Source organism: Zunongwangia atlantica 22II14-10F7, from assembly GCF_002094855.1.
Taxonomy (GTDB): domain Bacteria; phylum Bacteroidota; class Bacteroidia; order Flavobacteriales; family Flavobacteriaceae; genus Zunongwangia; species Zunongwangia atlantica.
On sequence record NZ_ARYN01000019.1, the window covers coordinates 40249 to 62472 of the forward strand.

17 protein-coding genes are annotated in these 22224 nt (G+C 32.7%); 13 read left to right on the forward strand and 4 right to left on the reverse strand.

From position 1 onward, the window contains the following. Window positions 1-178 precede the first annotated feature (178 nt). On the reverse strand, window positions 179-1072 hold the full coding sequence (locus IIF7_RS17725; RefSeq protein WP_084843022.1) for a helix-turn-helix transcriptional regulator: 894 nt from the start codon (window positions 1070-1072) through the stop codon (window positions 179-181). 84 nt (window positions 1073-1156) lie between these two features. Here IIF7_RS17725 and IIF7_RS17730 point away from each other — a divergent pair, with 84 nt between their 5' ends. From IIF7_RS17730 to IIF7_RS17785, 12 genes are all read left to right on the forward strand, one after another. After that, entirely contained in the window at window positions 1157-1789 is a 633-nt protein-coding gene (locus IIF7_RS17730) for a hypothetical protein (RefSeq protein ID WP_084843023.1), read from the forward strand. A 7-nt stretch (window positions 1790-1796) separates the two neighbouring features. Further along, the gene (locus tag IIF7_RS17735; protein ID WP_084843024.1) at window positions 1797-2249 is read left to right on the forward strand and encodes a hypothetical protein; all 453 of its coding nucleotides are present in this window, start codon (window positions 1797-1799) and stop codon (window positions 2247-2249) included. Between the two features lie 81 nt (window positions 2250-2330). Beyond that, the gene (locus tag IIF7_RS17740) at window positions 2331-3449 is read left to right on the forward strand and encodes a PDDEXK-like family protein (protein ID WP_084843025.1); all 1119 of its coding nucleotides are present in this window, start codon (window positions 2331-2333) and stop codon (window positions 3447-3449) included. A 233-nt stretch (window positions 3450-3682) separates the two neighbouring features. Next, window positions 3683-4570 (forward strand): hypothetical protein, encoded by an 888-nt coding sequence (locus IIF7_RS17745; RefSeq protein ID WP_084843026.1) that lies wholly within the window; start codon window positions 3683-3685, stop codon window positions 4568-4570. Window positions 4571-4588: 18 nt separating this feature from the next. Then, window positions 4589-5794 (forward strand): PDDEXK-like family protein, encoded by a 1206-nt coding sequence (locus IIF7_RS17750; RefSeq protein WP_084843027.1) that lies wholly within the window; start codon window positions 4589-4591, stop codon window positions 5792-5794. Window positions 5795-5925: 131 nt separating this feature from the next. Next, window positions 5926-9141, forward strand: coding sequence for a type I restriction-modification system endonuclease (gene hsdR / locus IIF7_RS17755; RefSeq protein ID WP_084843028.1), 3216 nt, complete (start codon window positions 5926-5928; stop codon window positions 9139-9141). 87 nt (window positions 9142-9228) lie between these two features. Then, the gene (locus IIF7_RS17760) at window positions 9229-9543 is read left to right on the forward strand and encodes a GIY-YIG nuclease family protein (RefSeq protein WP_084843029.1); all 315 of its coding nucleotides are present in this window, start codon (window positions 9229-9231) and stop codon (window positions 9541-9543) included. 142 nt (window positions 9544-9685) lie between these two features. Beyond that, entirely contained in the window at window positions 9686-11146 is a 1461-nt protein-coding gene (locus tag IIF7_RS17765) for a class I SAM-dependent DNA methyltransferase (protein ID WP_084843030.1), read from the forward strand. Then, the gene (locus IIF7_RS17770; protein WP_084843031.1) at window positions 11146-12510 is read left to right on the forward strand and encodes a restriction endonuclease subunit S; all 1365 of its coding nucleotides are present in this window, start codon (window positions 11146-11148) and stop codon (window positions 12508-12510) included. Before IIF7_RS17765 ends, IIF7_RS17770 begins: the two co-directional genes overlap by 1 nt. Before the next feature lie 3 nt (window positions 12511-12513). Continuing rightward, complete coding sequence (locus tag IIF7_RS17775; protein ID WP_084843032.1) at window positions 12514-14736, forward strand: McrB family protein; 2223 nt, start codon at window positions 12514-12516, stop codon at window positions 14734-14736. Then, window positions 14737-15978: an McrC family protein gene (locus IIF7_RS17780; protein WP_084843033.1), complete on the forward strand. Its 1242-nt coding sequence runs from the start codon at window positions 14737-14739 to the stop codon at window positions 15976-15978. 16 nt (window positions 15979-15994) lie between these two features. Continuing rightward, window positions 15995-16708, forward strand: coding sequence for a phospholipase D family protein (locus tag IIF7_RS17785; protein ID WP_084843034.1), 714 nt, complete (start codon window positions 15995-15997; stop codon window positions 16706-16708). A 460-nt stretch (window positions 16709-17168) separates the two neighbouring features. On the opposite strand, the gene mnmE is transcribed toward IIF7_RS17785, so the two are convergent. After that, entirely contained in the window at window positions 17169-18611 is a 1443-nt protein-coding gene (gene mnmE, locus IIF7_RS17790) for a tRNA uridine-5-carboxymethylaminomethyl(34) synthesis GTPase MnmE (RefSeq protein ID WP_084843035.1), read from the reverse strand. 139 nt (window positions 18612-18750) lie between these two features. On the opposite strand from mnmE, the gene IIF7_RS17795 reads away from it, so the two are divergent. Further along, window positions 18751-19104 (forward strand): DUF4870 domain-containing protein, encoded by a 354-nt coding sequence (locus IIF7_RS17795; protein ID WP_084843036.1) that lies wholly within the window; start codon window positions 18751-18753, stop codon window positions 19102-19104. A 131-nt stretch (window positions 19105-19235) separates the two neighbouring features. Here the strand turns inward: IIF7_RS17795 and dnaN are convergent, their stop codons facing one another. Both dnaN and gldG read right to left on the reverse strand, forming a co-directional pair. Then, window positions 19236-20354 carry a DNA polymerase III subunit beta gene (gene dnaN / locus IIF7_RS17800; RefSeq protein ID WP_013071264.1) on the reverse strand — a complete coding sequence of 373 codons (1119 nt, stop codon included), beginning with the start codon at window positions 20352-20354 and terminating at the stop codon, window positions 19236-19238. Window positions 20355-20546: 192 nt separating this feature from the next. After that, entirely contained in the window at window positions 20547-22223 is a 1677-nt protein-coding gene (gene gldG / locus IIF7_RS17805; protein WP_084843037.1) for a gliding motility-associated ABC transporter substrate-binding protein GldG, read from the reverse strand. Window position 22224: the final 1 nt, after the last annotated feature.

Consider the following 22224-nt stretch of genomic DNA (forward strand, 5'->3'; position numbering starts at 1 on the left):
TAGGTTTTATTCAGTAAATAGGTCATGAGTAAAATTGGTTTAAAAATGAATTCGAAAAACAGAATAAAATAATGATAAAAAATTTGCCGAGTACAACTTATTGAACTGAAATTGTATTTCCAACCGTAGTTTTAGAATATTGCATAGTAAACCATGTTTAATTATTAAAAACTGTCTATCAATTGTAATTTTCAATACTAGCTTTCAATTTTTCAATAATCTTTTTTCTAAGACTTAGTGGAGCAATCACTTCTACATCACTTCCGTGTGATAAGATCTCCTGAACAAAGTCGAAAGTTGGTTTTAATTGATATTCGAATCTTATTTCATTATCATTCTGGCTAATGAGTTTCTGGCTATGGTGAAGAGGTAAAGATTTAATATATCTACCCTGATCAATTTTAAAAGCTAGTATGATACGAGATACTTTGTCATTTGTGCCATTTATAATACCAAAACTATTTTCAAATGCTTCATGTATATTGTATTCGACTGAAGTAAATCTTAGATTAGTAAGCTGAAGTTCACTCATTCTATCTAAGGAGAAATTTTTGATGATATTATCTTTCGTATCCTTGGCAATTAGATACCATCTATTTTTTGATTCTTTAAGAGCAATTGGCTTTACAATTCTATTAGTTAAAGAGGCATCCCAAAACTTTTGATATTTAAATTTTACTTCTTTTCTATTTTGAATAGCATTTAAAAGATCTGCCATGTGTTGGGTACCCAAAGCTTTTCTTTGTTCAAAAAACAAGCTTTCACCCATTCCTTTAGACATACGGATGGCATTTATAATATCATAGTTTTCCCTTAGTCTTGTTTTATATTCATCTTCAGCACTTTCTTTAATATAATAAACATTTTTACTTTTATCTGAAGCTATTTCTATTTGATGAATTTGTTCTATTTCCTGAATGTCTCGCTGAAAAGTTCTTTGAGAAACTCGAAGATCTTCTGTAGCATCTTGTTGGTTAGCTAGCTCATTATTTATCTCTTTAAAGCTTCTAGGTTTATTTTGAAGTAAGTAAATGATCTTATAGTGGCGACTTAAAGTTTTATTGAAAGACATAATTTCATTTTTTTCAAAAATATTAATTTATAGCGACAATTTTTGACGTGATGTGAACTTAAACTTGTGCTATAAATAAATAATATGAAAAAACTAGAAGTTCAGATCAACGATCATCAGTTTAGTCAGATATGCAAAGCAATTAACAGTTCAGTTCCCAAAAATGACGATGCAGTTGTATCAGGTAATTTGGATATTATCCTAAGTATAGATTCTCTAAATATACATAGAGCTAGACTACTACTTAAGCGTGATAAAAAAATTAATTGCGGATGGGTGGACTATCAACTAACACCAATTGCTGAAAAATTCCAGGAGCTAGAATGTTTTAGAGGTTTCAATAAAACAGAAGCATTTTATAAAATACTTGAAGTAGATTTTGTAAAACAAGCATTCTTGGAATCGCTAGGCTATAAGAATTATAAAGATTTCGAAATTAATTTACACGGTAAACGATGTATTACTTGTAATGATGCTCTTACAATCCTATTTGTATTGCTAGAAGAGCCAAATGATGCAGTAACTAGGGAGATATGTGAATCCTTTTATCTAATCGATCATTTCAAAACAAAATTGATCCTTATCGACCGTAATTTTAAAGTGGGAGATATTGAACATATCACATTAAGTTCCCATAAGATATCTGAAAGATGTATACAGAATGAAGTTTCCGAAAACAACCTTTTTCTTCAATATATTCAAATTCTTTTTCAATAGTAATGCAATGGAAAAACTTAACGGCGCTAGTATAGGAGATTTAATTATTGGAGTTGTATTCGATGATGTTGCACTTCGTATTGATAGCTTTTATAAACTTTTAAATCACGATTATATCAAGAAAGCAATAGTAAAGTTTCTTGATCCAAAGGCAGATCATGATTTTTGTAACATTTATTTTATAGATCATAGTTATGTGATGATAGGAAATATATTTGATTATTATATCCTCTCCTATGAAAGACCTAAACCTGAGTTTATTGAAAAAATTAAGAACGGTAAAGAAAACGGGTACTATGGTAATGTAAATTTTGTGATTTTGGACGAAGCCTGGAATATAGAAGGCTTAAACTGTATAAAATTGGATTACCAAATAATAGAAGACGATTTGGTGGATCAAGGTTTTCAGAGCGATGATATATTTTGGTATTGTATCAAATATATCTCGAATAAAGAATAGGTGTTTTTAAACGCTTAAAAAATTTTAATGTAGATTTACTGAATCCCTACCTGAAGATATTACAAACCATTAATAATAGAAATGAACGAATTTTTAGAAATTAAGGATTTAATTACTACAGTAAAATCCAGAATTGATTCTCACTTAAAGTTTAAGAAAGAGTACGATAAATATTTAGCTACAGACTTCAATTTTTTTGAATTTTTCAATTTGGGAGAAAATAAGATTAGTGAAGTTTTAGCGTATTTTCTAGACGCTAAACAAAGTCATGGTCAGGGAGATCTTTTTTTAAAAGAATTTTTAAAGATTTTTTGTGATTCGAAATTGGAGATAGCCCAGATTGAGAATACCTGTGAGAAAATTATTACTGAAAAACGTAGAATTGATATTTATATCGAAATTAAAGGTTTAACTATTGGTATTGAAAATAAAGTTTGGGCCGATGATCAAGTGAATCAGTTAAAAGATTATTCTAGATTTCTTGATGAAAAATCTGGAGGTAACTATATCTTATTCTACTTAAATCCTTACGGATTAGAACCTAATGAAAAAAGTATAGACAATGAATTAAAGGTCAAACTTCAAAAACAGAATAAATTAAAAGTTTTAAGTTATAAAAAAGATATAATCAAATTAATCAATAATTGGCTAATAATTTGTGAAGCCGATAATGTAAATAATTTTCTGAAGGAATTTAAAAAATATCTTGAAACCAAATTTCTAGGTAAAAAAACACTTAATATGTCAAAGGAATTAAGAACTATCATTTTTGAAAATCAAAGAGAAGTTCAATATTTAGTTAATGAATATCAGGCAATAGAGTATGATGTTTTGAATAAATTAAACAGTATTGGAAAAAAGTTAGATAAAATCGAACCTAGCATAGATTCAAGTTTAACTATAGATAAGAACGGCGTATTTAAATGGGAGAATTATCATGTTTACAAGTTTTCTCTTTCTAAAGCCGGTAATATGATCTGGATACAGCTCGTGAAACAGGACTTGAAATTAATGACGAATTATTACTTGCAGGATGGAACTGATGTTTTGTTTAAGGAAATTTTAAACGATTTAGGTTTGAAAAGCGATAACGAAATTGATCCGTTTTTACCTAAGTCAGAAATCATAGAGCTATTTTTAAGCCAAGTGAATCTTGTTAATAGGAGTTTTGAAATTTACAATGATAAAATGAAAAAGTAGGAACTAAATATTGAAACTATTCTGATCACGTATTATGAATATAATTTAAAGTCAGTTCTATAACTGACTTTTTTATAACATTTTCAAATTTGATTTCGAAATGAGGGATTTAGTTCGACTGACATTCTTTACTCCTGTGGAATTTAAAAATCAACTTACGGTTATCCATAAAAGTTTTCAAATATTTAATCTATCTTTTTAAACTAAATATACATTTAATAACGCCACTTATAATGAACAAGGAATCTCTCTCTAAAAAGCTATCAACTGTAAGTAATGGTTTAAATAATAAATTTAAGGACACAACTAAAAAAGTGAAAGAGTCCAACAACTTTAAAAAAGTAGTTGGAGATGTTAAAACCACTTCAAGTCAACTTACAATCTTAACCAAAAACACGTCTAGTAATGTGATAAGTACGAGTAAAAAGGTTATAGAGTCAGATCAATTAAAAAGGGGTGTTCAAAATGTTGGAAATCTTTCAAAACAAGCTTTCGTAGAAAGTAAAAAAGTAGCTTATGACATTGCCTCAAATATAGCATTGGTTGCGGCTGCATTTTTCGCTCTGAATCTAATTTATATTCTATATGCACTTTCGAATATGTTTTCAGACTTTCAGGGCTCAGACATACTGGTATTCCTTTTAGCCTTAGGCGTAGCCATAGTATTTAGTATTAAAGTTGGTATTAGAAGCTACAAATATGCTCGTTTTAAGATAGGTATGAGTGTATTTTTTATATTGGAGAGTTTTTTTAAAGAACTCATAAGTGAAAGTTTAAGAAACATTGAAAACTTAGGGACAGAGAGTTTGAAGAAGAACAACATCTATTCGATTCTTAAGATGGATAGCAACAAAATAATTGAAAATTATAAAATTAAAGTTCCTTGGATTTTAAGGCAATCTATTTCCTTCTTAATCGAATTTATTCCATTAGCAACCATAATAATGGAAATTAAAGAAAATGCGAAAGATAATTCTAAAAAGAGTTTAGAAAGCAAAACAATATCTCGGCTTAATTCTTTCGTTAGAAATGTTGAACCACAAAAAAAGTTTACTTCATTTATGGCTATAAGTTTTATAGCAAATATAATCGTTATGAGTATTTTAATGAGTTGGCTTTAAGCAAATAAAATAAGAAGTATGAAAAATTATGAAACGCTATTACTAAATGTGGCGAATACAATTGAGCATCAAAAGGAATTAAGAATATTAAAAGGAGAAAATTTCAACCTATTTACTTTATTAGATATTGAATATAGAGAAAATAAAACTCATTCCGCCATTATTGCAGAATTGTTAGATCCTAATGGATCACATAATCTGGGAGATGTATTTTTAAAACTTTTCTTAGATGAATTAAATATTGAAGATTCTTTTTTTGATCTTTCCAGTGTCACTAAGCACATAGAATATAATTTAGGTCATACCGACTTACATAATAAGACAGGGGGGCGACTTGATATTTTGCTTAAGGATCAATTTAATAGTACGATATGTATTGAAAATAAAATCTATGCGGTTGATCAGGAATCACAGATTGAAAGATATTGTAATTTTCAAACTACAGGATCGAACAAAGTTTTTTATTTAAATCTATATGGAGATTCACCATCTTCTTCAAGTTTTGGAGAAAAGGAAGAGGATGAAGATTTCTATGTGATTAGTTATAAAAAGAATATAATTTCATGGCTTTCAAAATGTATAAAAGAAGCAAGTGAATATCCAATATTAAGAGAATCCATAAAGCAATATTTGATACTTATAAAAAAATTGACAAACCAACTTACAGATAAAAGTATGGAAAGGGAAATAAGAAATGCGATTATTAAAAATTATGAAGCTGCTCAGACTATAACTGGTAATATTGAAAAAGTTGAACACGAATTTACCCTCAAATTATTAGAGGAAGTGAAGGCGGAAATTTATAAGGTTTTGACTCAGGAAGAAGGATGGTCAATCGAAATTAGTGATGATTTATACGGACCTTATTCAGGATTTTGGTTACGTTTTAAAAATTGGCCAGATGACGTATCTATAAAATTGGAAGGTCAATCAAAAGTACCATGGCAAAAGAGCGTATTTGGAATAATTGCTAGTGAAAATATTGTTTCAAGAGAGTCTTTAAATAAATCAATGTCTAATATCTTAGAATTGCAGTCTGGATTTAAGTCAAATAGAGTGTGGCCATTTTATCAGACTGTCTTATTCTTTGACGACCCGGTTGAGAGACAAATCCTTTTCAATGATAATAGTAGGAATAATTCTGCAAAAAAAATTGCTGCAAAATTTATTAGTATAGGGGGACAAGCAAGAAAGCCTTTGTCTCAATTGGAAAATATCAATTAAATATTGAAAGTCTATTAATCAAGCATATTTTAATGGAGTAGCTTATGAATGCCCAGATTGTGATTATGAATGGGGTTCAGTAATCTAACATTTTTCCTATATTTACTGCACATCGAGATGACCAACCACTTATGACCAAGTTTTCGTTTCTTGAAGAATCGTATCCAGAGCTTTTTAAAATTTGCGAATTATCTGAGAAATTAATCGAAATAGATCCTAGTTCCTGTTTGGGAAAATCGCGCTTGTTCTCAGAAAAGCTGGCTAGTTTAATTTGGGAATTCGAAGATTTAAATGAATTTCAGGGAACGCAATCAGAGCGTATTCAGCAACTGTATTATAGAAATATAATTCCAGATGTGGTTAAAGATCTTCTTCATCAGGTGCGTCTTTCTGGAAATAAAGCTACTCATGTAGGAAATTCAAGTAAAGCCGAAGCACTATTTATTTTAAAGAAGTGTTTTCAGCTTGCTCGCTGGTTTTATGAAACTTATGAGAATGAATATATAGAGGTAACCGATTATCAACTTCCGCAGAAAAAAGAAGACAAGTCTGTAGAAAAACTTCAGGGAGAATTAGACAGATTAAGTGTAGAAGTTAAGAATTACCAGGAAAAGATTGCATCATTTAATGCTAATGATCAGGTTAGGGAAGATCGTAAAAAGCGAGCCGTTATTAATGCTAATAATATTCATAAAAGTGAGTCTGAAACTAGGGAGCTTATTGATGAGCAATTAAGAAATGTCGGCTGGCAATGTGATACTGAAGTTCTAAATTATAAAAAGCACAAAACTTTACCAGAAAAAGGAAAATTCATGGCTATTGCAGAATGGCCTTGTGATTCGAAATATGCTGATTATGCTCTTTTTATAGGTAAAACCTTATATGGTTTAGTTGAAGCAAAAAAATATGCGAAGGATATAAGCACTAATTTAGGACAGCCAAAAGTGTATGCAGAATGCATTAAAAACTTAAGTGATATCGAATTTTTGGGATCCTGGGGAAATTTTAAAGTTCCATTTCTATTTTCTACCAATGGGCGCTCTTATTTGGAACAACTTAAAACGAAAAGCGGAATCTGGTTTTTAGATATTCGCAATAAACGCAATCAGTCTAAAGCTTTAAGAGGTTGGTATTCTCCTGAAGGGCTTCAGGAAATTTATAAACGAGATGTTGAGGAAGCTGACAAAAAATTAGAAGATAGCGATATTGGATACTTACAAAGTAGAACAGGTTTAGGTTTGCGTGACTATCAAATTGAAGCCATCTCTTCTATTGAACAAAAAATAGCAAATCAGCCAGAAGATCCTAGATCTTTGTTGGTCATGGCGACGGGAACCGGGAAAACCAGAACTACAATTGGTTTAACTTATCGGCTTATAAAGTCCAATCGTTTTAAACGAATATTATTTTTAACAGATAGAACCTTACTTGCCCAACAGGCTTTAGGAAGTTTTCAAGATAATAAAGTTGAAGATATTAATACATTTTCAGCGATCTATCAGATAGAGGAAATGAAAGAGCGTTTTCCCGATACCGAAACTCGTTTGCATTTTGCAACAGTGCAAAGTATGGTAAAACGTCTTTTCTATAATGAAGAATCCCCTATTCCTATAGATACTTACGATTGTATTATTATTGATGAAGCCCACCGTGGTTATAATTTAGATCGAGAGCTAGACGAGGGCGATTTACATTTTAAGGACGAGAATGATTATGTTAGTCAGTATAAAAGAGTGATCGAATATTTCGACGCTTATTTAATTGGACTTACGGCGACACCTGCATTACATACCAAAGAAATATTTGGAAAACCGGTATTTAGTTACTCTTATCGCCAGGCGGTGATCGATGGTTATTTGGTGGATCATGAGCCGCCTTATTTAATTAAAACTAAACTTTCTGAAGAAGGAATGCTTTGGAAAAAAGGAGATAAGCCTAAAGTTTATATTTCTGAATCGAATACTATTGAAGAGCTAAGTGAATTAGAAGACGAAATGCATATTGAAATTGAGCATTTCAATAAAATGGTAATTACAGAAGCCTTTAATCGCGAAATCATAAAGCAGCTAGTTAAAGAAATTGATCCTGAAGGTGATGAAAAAACCTTAATATTTGCAGTTCGAGATTCACATGCAGATATGATCGTAAAAATGCTTTATGAGGAATATGCTGAATTAGGTTCAGATCTTCAAGATGGAACTATAGAAAAAATAACCGGAAATCGATATGATCCTTCAGATCTCACTAAGCGATTTAAAAATGAAAAATTTCCAACAATAGCGGTAACAGTAGATTTGTTAACTACCGGGATAGACGTACCACAAATCACCAATCTAGTTTTCTTGCGCCGCGTTAAATCAAGAATTCTTTTTGAACAAATGATTGGTAGAGCAACACGGCTTTGTGATGATATTGGTAAAGAATTCTTTAAAATATATGATGCGGTTCGAGTTTATGAGGCTTTAGAAGATTACACCCAAATGAAAACGGTCTCTAAACCTTCTACTTCATTCAAAAAATTAGCTGAAGAATTAGAGATTATCGATACTCCAGAGCGAGCAAAGCAGCAGTTAGAAGAGATCGTTGCGAAAATGCAGCGTAAAAAACGGAAACTTAGCGACGATCAATTAGAGCATTTTGCGTATTTATCTGGAGGGCAATCTCCAGATGAATTAATTTCTGCCTTTAAGCAGGTAAAGCAAGATGAGGTAAAGAAAATCATTTCAGAATATAAAGGATTATGGAATTTTCTGGATACTAAAGTTTATCAACCAAAACTTCAGTATGTTTCAGATCATAAAGATGAATTTGTAGGGATTGAAAGAGGTTATGGTAAGGCAGAAAAGCCAGAAGATTATATCGAAGGTTTTAGAAAATTTATAGAAGAAAATAGAAATAAAATTTCAGCATTAAATATTGTTTGCACCAAACCTTCATCTTTAAATCGCGAATCATTAAAGGAGCTTAAGCTTTTATTAGATGAGCAAGGTTATAGCGCAGTCAACCTTAACACCGCCTGGAAGCAAACTAAGAATGTAGAAATTGCCGCAGATATTATTTCATATATCCGTACTATGGCTTTAAATACGTCTTTACTAAATCACGAAGAACGGATCAAAAAAGCAGTTTCAAAAATTAAAGAAAGTCGAGATTGGAATAAAATTCAGTTACGATGGTTAGATCGTTTTGAAGCACAATTAATAAAAGAAACGATTATCACCAAAGAAGATCTGGATAAAGAACCTTTTAGAAAAGATGGCGGTTATAAAAGACTGAATAAAATTTTTGAAAATAACCTGGATGAAGTACTGGAGAAGTTAAATGATAATCTATATTCGGCTTCCTAACATCTCGACTTCGCTCGATGTGACAACAACGTCAGTCTGAGCGCAGTCGAAGGTTTAATATCTTAAAGTCACTTTAAAGATAGGTTTATGTACACTTATTATGTTTACATATTAAAATGTTCAGATAGTTCCTTCTATACAGGAATAACAAATAACCTAAATGCACGATTGCAACAGCATCAATCAGGATTTAATAAAAATGCCTACACATTTAAAAGAAGGCCAGTTAAACTTGAATTTTATCAGAAATTTAAAGATGTATTACAAGCAATTTATTTCGAAAAAAAGATTAAAAAATGGTCTAGAGCAAAAAAGCAAGCTTTAATTTTAGGTGATTGGGATATGATACAAATACTAGCAGAATGTAGGAATGCAACGCATTATAAATATAAACCAGATTAATATCTCGACTGCGCTCGATTCGACAACAATGTCAGCCAGAGCGTAGTCGAAGGCCTTATTGTTAAAAATACTCAGTTTAAGATCAGGTCAGAATTAAATAGAAAACATAAAAACTATATTAGCAAAAAAGTAAGAAATATTAATGAGCGCAGATCAAATCGCACAAAAGTTATGGAACCTTTGTAACGTTTTACGTGACGACGGGGTTACTTATCACCAATATTTGAATGAATTAACCTATATTCTTTTCCTTAAACTTTCTGAGGTTAAGGGTTTTGAAGAGCATATCCCGGAAGAATATCGTTGGCGAGGTTTTGTTGAAGAAGAAGATAATAACGAAGCTTTTGTAAGATACCGAAAGTTTCTTGCCGAAATTAGTAACCAGTCTAGCAGTGCCTCTATACAGGAAATTTATACTAATGCATCTACCAGCCTTCGTAAACCGGTAAATTTTAATACGCTGGTACAGGCAATCGATAAAATCGACTGGTACGAAGAAGACGATCGTGATACGATGGGCGATATTTACGAAAATCTGTTAGAAAAAAATGCTACTGAAAAGAAGAGTGGTGCCGGGCAATATTTTACCCCAAGACCACTTATTAATGTGATGGTGGATCTATTAGTTCCTAAAATTGGAGAGCGTTGGAACGATCCTGCCGCCGGGACATTTGGCTTTATGATTTCAGCAGATAAATACTTACGTGACAAAACAGATGATTACTATGCGCTGGATGAAAAAGAGCGCAAATTTCAGGAAGAAAAAGCCTTTAGCGGTGTAGAGCTTGTTGGTGACGCTCACCGTTTGGCATTAATGAATGCCCGGTTGCATGGGATGGAAAGTACCATTTATTTGAATGATACCTTAACCGAATTTGGGAAAAGCATTAAAAATTTTGATGGTGTTTTGGCGAACCCGCCTTTTGGAACTAAAAAAGGAGGTGAACGCCCAACCCGAGACGATTTTACCTTTCCAACCAGTAACAAGCAGCTCAACTTTCTACAACATATTTATAGAAGTTTAAAAAAAGATGGCAAAGCTCGTGCTGCGGTCGTGTTACCCGATAATGTTTTATTTGAAGATGGTGATGGTCAAAAAATTAGGCGAGACTTAATGGATAAATGCCATCTACATACCATTTTGCGATTGCCTACCGGAATTTTCTATGCGGCCGGTGTAAAGACAAATGTGTTATTTTTTACTCGTGCTACCTCCGAAACCCAAAATACACCCGGAGTTTGGTTTTATGATATGCGTACCAATGTGCCGAGCTACGGAAAGCGGACTCCTTTTACCGAAAAAGCCTTTGAAAATTTTATTAAAGCTTATACCGGTGGGATCACTTTCGATAAAATTGAGGAAGATTTTAATGGAATCGTAGATCATAAAAAAAGGCAAAAAATAAAGGACGAGCGTTGGCAGTATGTTACCCGAGACGAAATTGCTAAAAAAAGCGATAGTTTAGATTTAGGCTTAATTGCAGATGAAAGTATTAGCCAGGCCGAAGATTTAGGCGAACCTATTGCTATTGCTGAAGAAGCTTTAGCGGAAATTAACAGCATTACGACAGAGATAAACGCAATGATTAAAGAACTGAAGTAATGCCGAAAGAATTACCGAAAAATTGGGTTGAAACAGATTTGTTGTCAATTTCGTCAGTTATGACAGGTAAAAAAGACGCAAATTTTGCAACTGAAAGCGGAAAATATAATTTTTTTACCTGTGCTTTTAAGCCATTAAAAAGTGATAGTTATTCCTATGAAGGAGATGTTTTAATTCTTCCAGGTAATGGAATAAATGTAGGAGAAGTTTTTTACTATTCTGGGAAATTCGAGGCATATCAAAGAACATACATTGTATCAGATATAAAAATTGACTCAAAATATTTATTTTATCATTTTAAAAGATTTTGGAGAGAAATAGGTAGTTCCCAGCAATTTGGTTCAGCAACAAATTATATAAAAATAGGGAACTTTAAAAATTATCAAGTTCAAATTCCTCCACTATCCGAGCAGGAGAGGATTGTCGCCAAATTAGATGATTTATTTGCAAGATTAGATAAAATTAAAGCCAGTTTAGATAAAATTCCGGTGCTTTTAAAGAATTTCCGCCAACAAGTCTTAACACAAGCGGTTACTGGGAAATTGACGGAGGAGTGGAGAAAACAAGAAGGGTGGAATTTGGGTGAATGGGAAGAAGTATCGCTTATCGATTTGGTTTTAGATAAACCTAGAAATGGTTATTCACCTAAAGGAGTTAAATTTATTACCCAAGTTAAAAGTTTATCTCTTGGAGCCACAACATCTGGCACTTTCGATTCAACAAAAATTAAATACTTAGATATTGATCCTCCAAATAAAAATTCACACTTATGGCTCAAAACTGGAGACATTCTTATTCAAAGATCTAACAGTTTAGATTATGTTGGAACTTCGGCAATTTACACAGCAGAAGACAATGAGTTTATTTATCCTGATATAATGATGAAGGTTCGAGTAAATTCAAAAAATTTAAATATTTATGTCAATTACGCTTTAAGTACTTCTGCCAGTAAGGTTTACTTCCAAAACAATGCTTCTGGAACAGCAGGTAATATGCCGAAAATTAACCAAGCTATTGTTTCAAATATTCCAATAAACAGACCGCCTCTTACTGAACAAAAAGAAATTGTCAATCGTGTAGAAAGCTTATTTGCTAAAGCCGATGCTATCCAGAAAAAATACGAAGCTTTGAAAGCTAAAATCGAGCAATTACCACAAGCTATTCTACATAAAGCTTTTAAAGGAGAATTGGTGTCTCAATTAAAAAGTGATGGCGATGCCAGGGATTTATTAAAGGAGATTGAGGAGTTAAAGAAGACTGCCACCAAAACAAAAAAGCCTTCTAAAACCACCAAAATCAAAAAATATAAAACTTCTACAACCAAACTTAGCAAAGCTGCTGAGGGCGAGGGGAAATATAAATAGGATATGAATTTTCACGAAGAAGTTTTTAGAAATCTAAACTACTATAGTAACAAAAACTCGGAATTTAGATTTTTACCTCGTCAAGTTAATCGCCAAAATAAATTAGAAAAAGGATTGTGGTTTCAAGGAGACGACGCCCTTACTTATGCGTTTGTTGGATTGATTGATAAAAGTGGAGGAATCAATAAAACCAGAAGTGTTGGTTTGGTTTTCAAACCAAAAGATGAATCTTTAGAATGTTTTATTGAAATAGTTTTCAAAGGAGAAAAGGATCAGAAACTCGTAAATCTTTATCATGAATTGGCAGAAGCAATTCCTGGATTTAAGAAAGTTAAAAAAGAAAAATATTATAAATATTTAGGCCAAACTTCAGATGGATATCATGAGATTTTTCAGTTTCTAGATAATTATTATTCAGTGCTTATTAATGTATTTCAGAAAGCAAATCGTAATGATGCGTTAATTTCCGAAGAAAAATTTAGAAAACTTATTTCAAAAATCAATCTGCATCGTGAAAAGACTATCAACTACTGGATATTCCAAAGCGCTCCAAAGATTTTCAATTTAGAAAAGGCATTACGAGGTGGTCACGTAAAAAGCTGGAAAGTTGCTGCTCATAAAGATAGTATTCAGCCTGGGGATAAAGTAATTCTGTGGGAAACAGGAATAAATGCTGGCTGTTATGCCTTGGCAGAAGTTATTTCAGATGTTGGTAAATTTGAAGATAAGGATTTTCAGAAGCAATATTACCTCAATAAAGAAATTTTAGAAGTTTCAGATCGTGTAAAAATAAAGATCCTTAATTATTTAGCAGATAAGCCTGTATTGTGGAAAAACATCAAAAATTTACAAGAGTTTCAAAACTTTAATGCAGGCAATAGAGGTACCAACTTTAAAGCGACTAAAGAGCAATTTCAAAAAATTAAAGAATTAGGATTAGAAAATGACAAGCTTTTAGATCATGTAAAAATGAAAAATTTAAATACCATCTTATACGGCCCACCTGGAACGGGGAAGACTTATAAAACAAAAGAGTTGGCGGTTAATATATCCAATCCCAATTTTAAAGTAGCTGGTTCAAATAAAGAGGAAGAACGAGATTCATTGGTTCGTGAATACGATCGATTATTTGAAAACGGTCAAATTGTGTTTACAACTTTTCATCAGTCGTATAGTTATGAAGATTTTATAGAGGGAATAAAACCTATTCCTCCAACAAGTGAAGGCGATGTTGGTTATAAAGTAATGGCTGGTATTTTTAAGAAATTATGTGATCTGGCCTCAGAAAAAAAGAGTGCCTTCAACTTTGATGAAATTTATTCGACTTATGTAAATGATGTAATCGAACAAGGCACTATAGAACTTCAAACTCCAGTCCATAAAAAGCCTTTTGTTGTTCGAATTAATTCCAATGAAACATCAGTTGCGATTCCGAAGACAGAAAGTGCAACAGAGATGGGGATAACCAAAGAAATGCTGAAGGACTATATTATAAATGGAAATATTAAGGATTGGAAACCGTACACATTATCTATAGCTAAATACATAGAAGATAATTATAGTGTAGAAGTTTCTCAGGTAGAGAACGAGAAGAAAAACTACGTTATTATAATAGATGAAATAAATCGCGGAAATGTTTCCAGTATTTTTGGCGAGCTAATTACTTTATTAGAACCAGATAAGAGAAGTGATGGTGATGAAAAGCTTAGTGTAGAATTACCATACTCCAAGAAAAATTTCTCTGTTCCAGGGAATGTTTATTTAATTGGAACAATGAACACGGCCGATCGTAGTGTTGAGGCATTAGATACTGCATTAAGAAGGCGTTTTATGTTTGAAGAAGTCATGCCAAAACCAGACTTACTTCCTGAATTAGATTTTTCTGACATTAATCTATCTGAAGTTTTAAAGACTATAAATGATCGTATTGAAGTTTTATTAGATAGAGATCATACCATTGGGCACTCTTATTTTTTAAAGATCACCTCTTTAGAAGATCTTAAAGAAGTATTTGAAAATAAAATAATCCCTTTACTTCAAGAATACTTTTATAATGACTACGAAAAAATTGCACTGATTTTAGGTGAGGGCTTTGTGAAGCGAAATGAAGCTAAAGTCAAATTTGCAAAATTTGATGCTATAGACGTACCAGAGGAGACAGTTAGTTATGAATTAAAATCTATTGAAGATATAAGTGAAGCGATAAAAGCACTCTTAAATAAATAGATGATTGCTAAGAATCACATACAGGTTTTTGAATATCAATTATTGCAATGTGGAGATGTTTTTAAAAGAAAGCATTTAGCAGCATTATCTAAACTGAACGCATTAAACAATGATTGTTATTTCGATCTTAGATATAATGGTGTAAAGTTTAAAAATTTTGTAGGAGTTCTTCAGGTAGAAAATTTAACTATAGAAATTTTACCAAAAGTTGATACCCAAGAAGATAATACAGCATTATGGCAGGGGGTGTTAATTGATATGCTTAAGACAACCAAGAAGCTAAATATAAGTAAGGTTGGAAAAGCTAATGTCTCTAAACAGAATTTACATCTTTTAGATATTTATTTTCAATGGTTTTTGGATGAAGTCGAAGTTTTAATTCATCAAGGGCTAATTAAGCAATATTATCGAAAGACAGGAAACGTAAAAGCATTAAAAGGGAAGCTTGAATTTGCTGGTCATTTACGTAAAAACTTAGTTCATAAAGAAAGATTTTATACTACGCATCAGGTGTATGCGAAAGATCACCTTATTCATCAAGTTTTATCTTTTGCACTTTCAATCATAGAAAAGTTTTCTAAAGGAACTTACGTTTATTCAAGATGTAAGTCTGTTCAGCTTAATTTTCCTGAAGTTAGCAAAATCAATATTGACAGCAGAAGTTTTACTCGCATCAAGCTAAATAGAAAATCGGCGCCTTATAAAACAGCTTTAGAAATAGCCCGATTTATAATTCTCCAGTATGCGCCTAATATAAAGCACGGCCAAGAAAATATGATTGCCTTATTATTTGATATGAATTCGCTTTGGGAAGAATTTATTTATATCAGTTTAAAAAGGCATCTTCCTGGAAAATATACTATTCACGCACAGAATACAAAAAAATTTTGGAAGCCAAACAGCGGTTACAATTCAAACATGCGCCCAGATATTGTAATAAATAGAGGTATGCAGGATTGCATAGTTTTAGACACGAAATGGAAGAATATTAAAAAATCTAGTCCTGTACCTAATGATCTCAGACAGCTATATGTTTACCACGATTATTATTCAGCGCAAAAAGTTGCCTTAATTTACCCTGGAAATTCTTCATCTTTAAGCTCCGGTTTTTACTACGAAAAATATGGAGAAAAACTTAGTAATAAAGAATGTGGATTAATTTCAATTCAGGTCAATCGAAATATAAAAAAATGGCAATTTGATATTGCTCAAGAAATAGATAATTGGATTAAAAACAGTTAAAATACAAAGAATTTAAATGGCAGAATTTTTAACAACCACTTGGATATCATCGTATATTGAAAAAATTATAAAAGATGCTAATAAAAAAGTAGTATTGGTTTCACCATACTTGCAGTTTTCAAAGTCCTTTTACGAAAGGCTTCAGGACGCACAAAATCATAATGTTCAAATAGTAATTATATACGGCAAGAGTAAATTAAATTCTAAAGAAACTAATTTACTTAAAGAACTAACAAATTTAGAACTTTATTTTTCTGAAAATTTACATGCAAAGTGTTACTTCAATGAATCTTCGATGGTAATAACTTCGATGAATATGTATGAGTACTCAGAAAAGAATAATAGGGAAATGGGGGTTTATATTGAAGCGAAAGGAGATAAGGATTTATATGAAAATGCCGTTAAGGAAACGGAATCGATTATTCGATCATCTGAAGTTGTAGTTCTGCATAAAAAGACACCAAAAAAGAAATTTAGTCTTTCAAGCAAGAAAGAGAAAACTAAATTCAAGTCAAAGACTAGTGTAAATAGAAAAGAGGGAACCTGCATTAGATGCAGCGAAATTATTCCACTAAATATGGATAGCCCATACTGTAAAAAATGCTATAAATCGTGGTCTTTTTATGAGAATTTAGATTTTGAAGAAAAAGTGTGCCATTCATGCGGTGAGGAAAATACTTCCACGATGGTTAAACCGGTATGTTATTCATGTTATAAAATACTAAATTAAAACATATTAATTTTTCACCAATTTTATTGGTTGTAATAGAAGAGATCATTTTACATATTTCAATAAATTCTTAATGTGCTGATAAAAAGAGGTATATAATTATTGAAGCCTTAAGGTATAGTTGAATTTTGGAAATAATAATTAACCGTTGCAACCGCAAATGCAATTATGCCTTCTAATTTTTGCAACGGTTATGTAACGGTTTTTGATATTCCGTTGCATAGCCATTGTAATAGTAAATTAATTAATAAGCCAACCTAGTCAAGGTATGATATTGAAGGTTTAAAATTCAATAATAAAAAATCAGAACTTAGCTTTCAAGCTTAAGAATGATACGAACTTTTATCCACTTCGCGATCCATCTCCCTTTCGGTTACCCAACAAAAAAAGCAATTGAAATATTGAAAAGGATAACAGCTATTTTAAATAGCTAATTACTCACTTCTAACTACTAACAAACCTATTTCCCGATACAGAAGTTGGCAAAAATATTACCAAGCAAATCATCATTTGTGATTTCGCCGGTAATCTCACCAAAATGATGTAAAGCCTGGCGGATATCGATGGCTAAAAGATCACCAGATAGATCCATATTTAATCCGTCTTCAACTTTGTTTATTTCTTCCAGGGCTTTTAAAAGGGCATTATAATGCCGACTATTGGTAACAATGGTGTTGTTATTTCGAAGCGCACCAGTATTAACGAAATTCAATAATTTTTCTTTCAATTCTTCAACACCCAAACCTGTTTTTGCGGAAAGTAAATGAAGGTCTGGGATTCTGGAAGTTAAAATTTCTATCTGTTTTTCAGTTAATTGATCGATCTTATTGGCGATAATTACCAAAGGTTTTTGCGGATATTTATTTTTAATTTTTTCAATTTCAACCTGAATCATAGTCAGCGAAGTTTCATTGCCTTGTAGCTGATCTTTAGCGACACTTCCTTCTGTAAATTCGATCTTACTTAATCTTGAAGTATCAAATAGATAAATGACCACTTGCGCCTGACCTATTTTTTCGAAGGTTTTTTTGATTCCAATGCTTTCTACTACATCTTTGGTTTCCCGGATTCCCGCCGTATCAATAAATCTAAAACCAACGCCACCAATTGCTAACTCATCCTCTATAACATCTCGAGTAGTCCCTGCAATTTCAGAAACAATTGCTCTTTCTTCATTTAATAACGCATTTAGTAGAGTAGATTTTCCAACATTTGGCTCACCAACAATAGCTACCGGAATTCCATTTTTTAATACGTTTCCGGTCGCAAATGAATCGATAAGTCTTTTTAGTACTTTCTGGATTCTAGCCACCAAATCTCTAAATTGATCACGGTTGGCAAACTCAACATCTTCTTCAGCAAAATCGAGTTCTAATTCGATAAGCGATGCAAAATTCAATAATTCTTCTCGTAAACGTTGAATTTCGTTAGAAAAACCTCCACGCATTTGTTGCATTGCCATTTGGTGAGAGGCCGCATTTTCAGAAGAAATAAGATCGGCTACCGCTTCTGCCTGACTCAAATCCATTTTGGCATTCAGAAATGCCCGAAGCGTAAATTCCCCGGCTTCCGCAGATCTGCAACCACTTCTTACTAAAAGTTGAATGATTTCCTGCTGAATATATGGCGAACCATGGCAACTAATTTCAATAGTTTCTTCTCCGGTATAAGATTTTGGTGCTCTAAAAACTGAAACTAAAACTTCATCTAAATTACGCTGCCCATCCACAATATTCCCTAAATGGAGAGTATGTGTAGGCTGTTCTTCTAATTTTTTTCGGCTTTTGGCTTTAAAAAGCGGAGCAACAATCGAAATAGCTTCGGGGCCGGAAACTCTTATAACAGCAATGGCTCCCGCTCCAGAAGGCGTGGCAAGCGCAACAATGGTATCGTTTAATTTCATGCCTGCAAAGATAACAAAGAAAGCGTGTATGCAAGAATTTTGAAGAAAACTGTAACAAACCTCTTTTATACTCGTCTTTTAAGTGTAGTTCCTTTTTAAAGAGAACTTTTATTAACCATCAAAATACCATCAAAAAATTATGGAAACGTACACAGCTTTGCGAGAAGACAGACAAATGTTAATGCTTATGCATTTGAGTCAGCTATTAGATTTTATAACAGGAATAGGAGGTTTTATTGTACCGCTTATTTTATGGGCAACACAGAAAGATAAAATTCAGGATATGGACGATCAGGGGAAAGATATTATGAATTTCCAGATTAGCTTATTTATTTATTCTGTAGTTTGTATCCCACTGGTTTTTATAGGAATTGGAATAATATTATTGATTCTGATAGGAATTTTAGGATTTGTTTTCCCTATCATTAACGCTATTAAAGCATCTAATGGAGAACCAACTAATTATCCATTAACCATAAATATTATCAAATAATTATAGAATATCAAACTGAAGATCAACTTTAGTTTCAGGCATCAATCGAAAAATAAAAAACCCATTCAGGAAACTGAATGGGTTTTGATTTTATATAAAATTAGGATTCTTTCTTAAGACCGATTTACTTTCTAGTTATTCAGCATAACCGGCATTACCAACATGGTAATCTTTTCTCCAGGATCTAATCCATCAACCGGAGTTAAAATACCTGCGCGGTTTGGTAAACTCATTTCTAATTGTACTTCATCTGAATTTAAATTATTCAGCATTTCAGTAAGAAAACGCGAGTTGAATCCAATTTGCATATCGTCACCCTGGTAACCACAAGTTAAACGCTCTTCTGCTTTGTTGCTGTAATCTACATCTTCCGCAGAGATATTTAACTCGGCCCCGGCGATCTTTAAACGTACCTGATGCGTTGTTTTATTAGAGAAAATAGAAACCCTTCTTACAGAACTTAAAAATTGGTTACGCTCTATAGTCAATTTGTTTGGATTCTCTTTTGGGATTACCGCTTCATAATTTGGATACTTCCCATCGATCAAACGACAAATTAATGTAGTATCATCAAAAGTAAATTTGGCGTTACTCTCGTTATATTCGATAAGCACTTCACTTTCACTACCTGCTAAAATTCCTTTTAAAAGATTAAGCGGTTTTTTAGGCATAATAAATTCTGCCGTTTGTGAAGCCGTTACATCTTCGCGAGAATACTTTACCAATTTGTGCGCATCTGTAGCTACAAAAGTTAAACCTTCTGTAGAGAACTGAAAGAAAACTCCGCTCATTACCGGGCGAAGATCATCGTTACCAGATGCAAAAATTGTCTTGCTAATAGCAGAAGAAAGAATATCACCTTCGATCACTGTATTGCTTGGATCTTCCAAACTTACAGGATTAGGGAATTCTTCACCATCGGCATAAGCAAGCGCGTATTTACCGTGATTAGAGCTAAGCTCTATCGTATGATTATCCTCGGCAACAAAAGTTAATGGTTGCTCTGGGAAAGTTTTTAACGTATCTAAAAGAAGTTTGGCCGGTACAGCGATTTTTCCTTCAGAATCAGATTCTACATTTAATTTAGCAGACATGGTGGTCTCTAAATCTGATGCAGAAACTGTTAACTCGTCATTGTTCAAATCAAAAAGGAAATTATCCAATATCGGCAAAGTGTTGTTATTATTAATAACCCCACCAAGTATCTGAAGCTGTTTCAGCAAATAACTGCTGGATACAATAAATTTCATTGGCTTTTTATTGATTTATTAGAATCACTTACAAAGATATTTGAATCCTATAAAAATTGAAGCAGCTTAAAAGAGTTTTTATTAACATTAAATTGAATTTGTTGATAAGTAAACTGCTCTTGTACAGGCTTTTTTTGAAAAATATTAGTGTTAAATTGTTAATATGTCGAAATTCGATGTTTTTGGAGGTAATTATTTCTTCCTGATATATTTTCTTCGGCGAAGCCAGTTATAAAGCAGCGCAAAAATGCCCAATATCAATAATGGAAGAGCAATATTTAGTAATTGCCATTTGTTACGTTCGGCTGCTGTTTTCTGCGGATCCAAAAACGCAATCGTCACTTTTTTGGTACGAATATCCATTAGTCCGCGATCATCAAGCATATAGTTTACGGCATTCAGTAAAAATTCTTTATTTCCGTAAGTGGTGCCGGTGTATTTCTGAAATCCAAGCTCTAGCGGTGCTCCCTGCTGAAGATCATTTTTAATCACGTCTCCATCTGAAATCACCAACATTTCTGTAGGTTTACTTTTGTTTAAATTATTCTGAATTTCAAAAGGTTTTAAGCGATTGTTATAAACTGAAGTAAATCCACCTTCCAATAAAACAGCCAGTGCCTGCTCACCATCGGTATACGAAGCAATATCTGGTTCCTGACCAACTATGTCTAAACTAATTTCACGCGGAGTGCCTTCTATTTTAGATCGAGGAGAGCTACTTAATAATACTGTTTTTTGCAGGCTATTTTTTAAAGTATCAATAGGATTTGCAAAATCGAATTTTACTGCCTCGATATTATTGATAATCGGATGATCGTTAGGTGAGGAGGTAAGCGGACTATAAAACCACGGATAAGGATTAAATCTGGTGTCGTTGCCACTCCCCGTAGCCAAAATAATTGGAGCCGAATACATATCGTTTATCAAACTGGGATTAATTCTTATCCCATAACTAAAAAAGAAATCACCTAAATTAAGATCTTTAGGTAAAGCAAAAGCAGCACCAGTGGGGTTTAAAAGACTGTCTTTTTCCATCGCAACACTTTCGGTAAGCCAAAGCGACTTTCCGCCATTCATGGTGTATTGATCCAGGATATATTTTTCGTTTTCGGTATAAGCTTCGGTTGGTTTTGCTTCAATAATAAGGTCATATTCCTTTAATTCCTGAAGTGTTTTTTGTGGATCTACTGCGGCAGAATCTAAAGTAAACGGCGCCATAAAATAATATTGCTGAAGCGTCTTTACAAAATCTGCAATATTAGGATTTGGCAATTCACCATTGCCACGCATTACTGCGATCTTCTTTTTTCGAGGGTAAATTAATTTGCTAATGGCATCTGTAAAAGCGTATTCTAATTGCTGAACCGAATTTGTTACCCGGTCTTCATCACTGCTGCCTAATTGATTTTTAAGCAAACCAATTTTAACCGATTTTTGTCCAAGATTGGCCATTGCCCAGGGAAAAATAATCGTTTCGCTATTTTGCCCATTTTCCATCACATTTACTCGCGCCGGCGACATTCCCATCTGATAAAACTGTTGCGCGACTTGTTGTGCGTTGGCACCTTCAGCTAAAGGATCTATAAAATTAAAGACGATATTGCTGTTTCTCGCAGCATATTCTTCAAGGATCTGGCGGGTTTCGTTTTGCAGACGCTTAAATTCTGAAGGGAAATCTCCTTTTAAAAAGACATCGATAATAATCGGTTCTTCGATATCATCTATAATTTCTTCTGAAGCTTTAGAAAGTGTATAACGTTTATCCTGGGTAAGATCTAAACGTTCAAAATATTGTGAAGCAGCAAAGTTTACCGCAACTAAGATCACGATAAATAGAACAACCGATTTGTATTTAGAAAACTGCTTCAAG

Coding starts and splice junctions, on each gene's coding strand:
- IIF7_RS17725 (WP_084843022.1), bottom strand. CDS start 1,072: ATGTCTTTCAATAAAACTTTAAGTCGCCACTATAAGATCATTTACTTA.
- IIF7_RS17730 (WP_084843023.1), top strand. CDS start 1,157: ATGAAAAAACTAGAAGTTCAGATCAACGATCATCAGTTTAGTCAGATA.
- IIF7_RS17735 (WP_084843024.1), top strand. CDS start 1,797: ATGGAAAAACTTAACGGCGCTAGTATAGGAGATTTAATTATTGGAGTT.
- IIF7_RS17740 (WP_084843025.1), top strand. CDS start 2,331: ATGAACGAATTTTTAGAAATTAAGGATTTAATTACTACAGTAAAATCC.
- IIF7_RS17745 (WP_084843026.1), top strand. CDS start 3,683: ATGAACAAGGAATCTCTCTCTAAAAAGCTATCAACTGTAAGTAATGGT.
- IIF7_RS17750 (WP_084843027.1), top strand. CDS start 4,589: ATGAAAAATTATGAAACGCTATTACTAAATGTGGCGAATACAATTGAG.
- hsdR (WP_084843028.1), top strand. CDS start 5,926: ATGACCAAGTTTTCGTTTCTTGAAGAATCGTATCCAGAGCTTTTTAAA.
- IIF7_RS17760 (WP_084843029.1), top strand. CDS start 9,229: ATGTACACTTATTATGTTTACATATTAAAATGTTCAGATAGTTCCTTC.
- IIF7_RS17765 (WP_084843030.1), top strand. CDS start 9,686: ATGAGCGCAGATCAAATCGCACAAAAGTTATGGAACCTTTGTAACGTT.
- IIF7_RS17770 (WP_084843031.1), top strand. CDS start 11,146: ATGCCGAAAGAATTACCGAAAAATTGGGTTGAAACAGATTTGTTGTCA.
- IIF7_RS17775 (WP_084843032.1), top strand. CDS start 12,514: ATGAATTTTCACGAAGAAGTTTTTAGAAATCTAAACTACTATAGTAAC.
- IIF7_RS17780 (WP_084843033.1), top strand. CDS start 14,737: ATGATTGCTAAGAATCACATACAGGTTTTTGAATATCAATTATTGCAA.
- IIF7_RS17785 (WP_084843034.1), top strand. CDS start 15,995: ATGGCAGAATTTTTAACAACCACTTGGATATCATCGTATATTGAAAAA.
- mnmE (WP_084843035.1), bottom strand. CDS start 18,611: ATGAAATTAAACGATACCATTGTTGCGCTTGCCACGCCTTCTGGAGCG.
- IIF7_RS17795 (WP_084843036.1), top strand. CDS start 18,751: ATGGAAACGTACACAGCTTTGCGAGAAGACAGACAAATGTTAATGCTT.
- dnaN (WP_013071264.1), bottom strand. CDS start 20,354: ATGAAATTTATTGTATCCAGCAGTTATTTGCTGAAACAGCTTCAGATA.